This is a genomic window from Terrisporobacter sp. (assembly GCF_017888745.1).
Taxonomy (GTDB): domain Bacteria; phylum Bacillota; class Clostridia; order Peptostreptococcales; family Peptostreptococcaceae; genus Terrisporobacter.
In genome coordinates this window covers 1-3,750 of record NZ_JAGHFM010000140.1, presented here as the reverse complement: position 1 = coordinate 3,750, position 3,750 = coordinate 1, and the positions used below count along the sequence as shown (strand labels likewise).

Here is a 3,750-nt window from a genome sequence, read left to right as displayed (position 1 = left end):
GTTTATGTTTCTAATGGAAACAGTTATTATCATGCTATATCAAACTGCAAGTACTTGGAAGGCGCGACAACTTATGTTGTTACGTTGACATCAAGTATGAGGAAATATGAATGTAACTGCTGGACAAATCCAGTTGTTTATAAGAAGCCGTCTCCGAGTAGTTCTTCTGGTGGAAGTTCTAGTTCAGGCGGTAGAACGGTATACATAGCTAGTGGAAATAGTTATTATCATAAGAGTTCTAGTTGTAAGTTTTTGAAAGGGGCAAGTGTGAAGGCTGTTGGCATTAATAATGTTGGTAGTAAGCATGCTTGTAATTATGTGAAGTATCAATAAAGTAGATATTACTTATTAAGGGGCTATTGCTACTGAAATATGATTTTATATCTACTATAATCTTATATATGACAAGAAATTTCAAAATAAAACGAGGAGACAATTATGAGGGAAAGATGGCAGTTTTCAGCTATTCCATGTATAGAGGAATCTACATTTAAGAATATATTCAGTATGTAGGTGGACTATACTACATGGAGCTAAGATGTGAAGAAATATATGTAAGATTAGAACAAATAGAAAAAGAAGCAGAAGAATTATTAGGATAATAATCGATATTAATTTAAATCATATAAAATTATTAGTAAAGTAGCGTATTTAATAAAATATACTACTTTTATTTTTAAAAATAATTTTTAAATTATAATGTGATACAATAGTTAAATCATCAAAGAATATATTAAAGATGAGGGAAAAATTATAAAAACTAAAATTTAAATATGAATAGGAGAACTTATGGAGATTAGGGAGTTATTTAATGAAATACTTGAAAATTATATTGATATGAGAAAAAGAGATGAATTCAATGCTAGAAGCAAAATGTATCAATTAGTTACGAAGGATTCGAAAAACATAATAGAAAATATAATAAGAAAACTTGATAATATAGAGTTAGATATAGAAGTAAGAGCATCTTGTGGATCTGGAGGGTGGACATACTATCCTTGGATAGCTATATTTAACCCCAATATAACAAGAACTATTCAAGAAGGCGTTTACATTGTATACCTATTTAGTGAAGATATGAAAAGAGTATACTTAACATTGAATCAAGGGTATACAAATTTAAAAAAACAACTTGGGTCTAAAGAATCTAAGATTCAGATGATGAAGGTAAGAAATGACATAAGAGATAGTATAGACAGGAAAGGGTTTATAGCTAATAATGAACTTAAAGTAGGAAAGCCAGAATATGAAGAAGGATGTATATTCTATAAGGAGTACAGATATAATAGTTTACCTAATAATGAAGAATTGATTAAGGATCTACAAAGCATGATTAATATTTATAAAGAATACTATTACAAATTTGAATTACAAGGAAAAAATATTATTAAAGATTTTATAGATACTATAAGGTCTCAAAGAATGAATAAATCGTATAAAATTGCGCTATTATCATGTTTTATAGAGAATGATAAAATTAAAGAATATATAACATATGATGAGATTTATAAGGGGGTGGAAGCATATTATTCTGAAGTTAAACATAGGCAAGATATGAAAGATAAAACGGATTTTGAATATTGGGATAAGAATAGATATATTTATGAAATGAAAACTAATCCAATGCAATATTTGCCTAAAAATTATTTTATTCAAAATGATGAGTATGAAATGTATAGTTTATCTAAAGATATTAAACAGCATACAAATGATCCTGATTTTATTCGAATGTTTAAAGAGGCAGTAGAATTTCTAGAAAATAAGTATAATTGGGAAAAAGGAGAGAAAAGAGTGGTAGGAAATAAAGCAACGTATACAAATAGTGAAGAAATAATAAACTATATCCATAGCTATATAACTAGCCAAGGATATGAATATAACTACACACTAATCTCCAACCTATATCTATCACTAAAAACAAAACCCTTCGTCATCTTAGCAGGAATAAGTGGTACAGGAAAATCAAAACTAGTAAGACTTTTCGCAGAAGCACTAGGGGCTACTAGAGAAAACAACCAGTTCAACATGATAAGTGTTCGCCCAGACTGGAACGACAGTACAGATTTAATAGGCTACAAAAACTTAGAAAGTAAGTTCATAAAAGGAAGGCTAACACAAATCATAGAAGATGCCTCAGCAGATTTGGACAAGCCTTACTTTGTTTGCCTAGATGAGATGAATCTAGCCAGAGTAGAGTATTATTTAAGTGATTATTTAAGTGTTATAGAAAGTAGGCAGCTAATTGGAGAAACTATAGTTACAGATAGTTTAATCTATGATTATGAAATAGAAGACGAGGATAGTTTAAAACTTCCTGAGAATCTTTATTTAATAGGAACTGTAAATATGGACGACACTACATTCCAATTTAGTAGAAAAGTCTTAGACAGAGCCAACACCATAGAGTTTTCAGATGTAAACTTAGGAAGTTTATTTGAAAATGACGAAGAAGAAGTTGAAAATATGACTGATGTTTATAATGATTTTCTAAAATCTACTTATTTGAAAACTACTCATATAGAGCTTGAATACAGAGACTATGCAAAAGAAATTAATAAGAAAATAATCGCGATTAACAATATTTTAAGCAAGTCTCAAAAGCAGTTTGCTTATAGAGTTAGGGATGAGATTTTATTCTATATGGTGGAAAATAAAAAAGCTAATCTTCTAAGTGAGGATGCTGCATTTGATTATCAAATTATGCAAAAGGTTTTACCAGCTATAAATGGTAGTGAAAACTCCATAAAAGAGGTTTTAGTAAATCTGTTTAATTTTATTTGTGAGAAAGAGATTTTAAATGATGCTGATATAGAAGAAGCTGAAAAGTATCTACAATCATCTTCTGTTAAATATAGAAAAAGTGCAGAGAAGATAGTTTATATGCTAAAGGGATATAATTATGATGGATATGCAAGCTACTGGTATTAAGAAGGATATTTTGCAAATAAGCACTAGTGATTTTACTGTGTTTATTGATGGAAATAGTCAAAATAAAAAATACAATGCCACAAACAACAATAAAAATATTAGTGGAAAAATTGAAGTAAGAACTGATTTAAAAAACTTGAAAGTTTTTACCTTAAATAGTTTTAATGAGTTAGAAGAAAATCTTAGCCAAGAAATGATGCCTAGCTTTTTTGAGGATGGTATTTATAATATATATTTAGAAAACAACACCAATGACAGGTTTGTAATTTATCATCATAGTAGAGAAATAAGAGATAACATTTCTTATAGAGGAAGAAATGCCTCAGGATCTTTCAAGTTCAACGGAGATATAGGTTATTCAACTTTTGTTATTAGAAAAAACAATGAGGATGTATTAACCTTCACCATACAAGTTTTTCCCACAAAACTAGATTATATGAATGATTACAATGAAATACTAGAGGATATTAACAAAGAGGTTGAGTCCTTAGTTTTTGATTACTTGGATAAGACTTTTTCTAAAGTTAATATTATTGATGTGAAAAAACAGACTGGTGTGGAGTTTATAGCTATTCTTCATACTATTTATGAAAATTTAGACAAGTCTATTAGAAGAATTGAAAACTATCCCAAACATGGTGTTCTCAATGAGTTTAATTTGAAAGATAGAAACAAAAGTAAGAGAATAGATGTGAAAGAAACCATAAAGCATCTTAGAAAAAATAAATCACAAAATGTGATGGAAGTAAAAAAGAAAACTACTTTAGATATTTATGAAAATCAATATGTGAAATACATGATAAGAAGAATCTTAAAGAAAAT

3 protein-coding genes are annotated in these 3,750 nt (G+C 28.5%); all 3 read left to right on the top strand.

The features are described from left to right. The coding region (locus J7G74_RS06735) for a hypothetical protein (RefSeq protein ID WP_297133389.1) at positions 1-333 on the top strand (333 nt) is incomplete at its 5' end. Positions 334-789: 456 nt separating this feature from the next. After that, the gene (locus tag J7G74_RS06730; protein WP_297133388.1) at positions 790-2,928 is read left to right on the top strand and encodes an MrcB family domain-containing protein; all 2,139 of its coding nucleotides are present in this window, start codon (positions 790-792) and stop codon (positions 2,926-2,928) included. Then, the coding region (locus J7G74_RS06725) for a DUF2357 domain-containing protein (protein WP_297133387.1) at positions 2,900-3,750 on the top strand (851 nt) is incomplete at its 3' end. The genes J7G74_RS06730 and J7G74_RS06725, both read left to right, overlap by 29 nt.

Coding starts and splice junctions, on each gene's coding strand:
- J7G74_RS06730 (WP_297133388.1), top strand. CDS start 790: ATGGAGATTAGGGAGTTATTTAATGAAATACTTGAAAATTATATTGAT.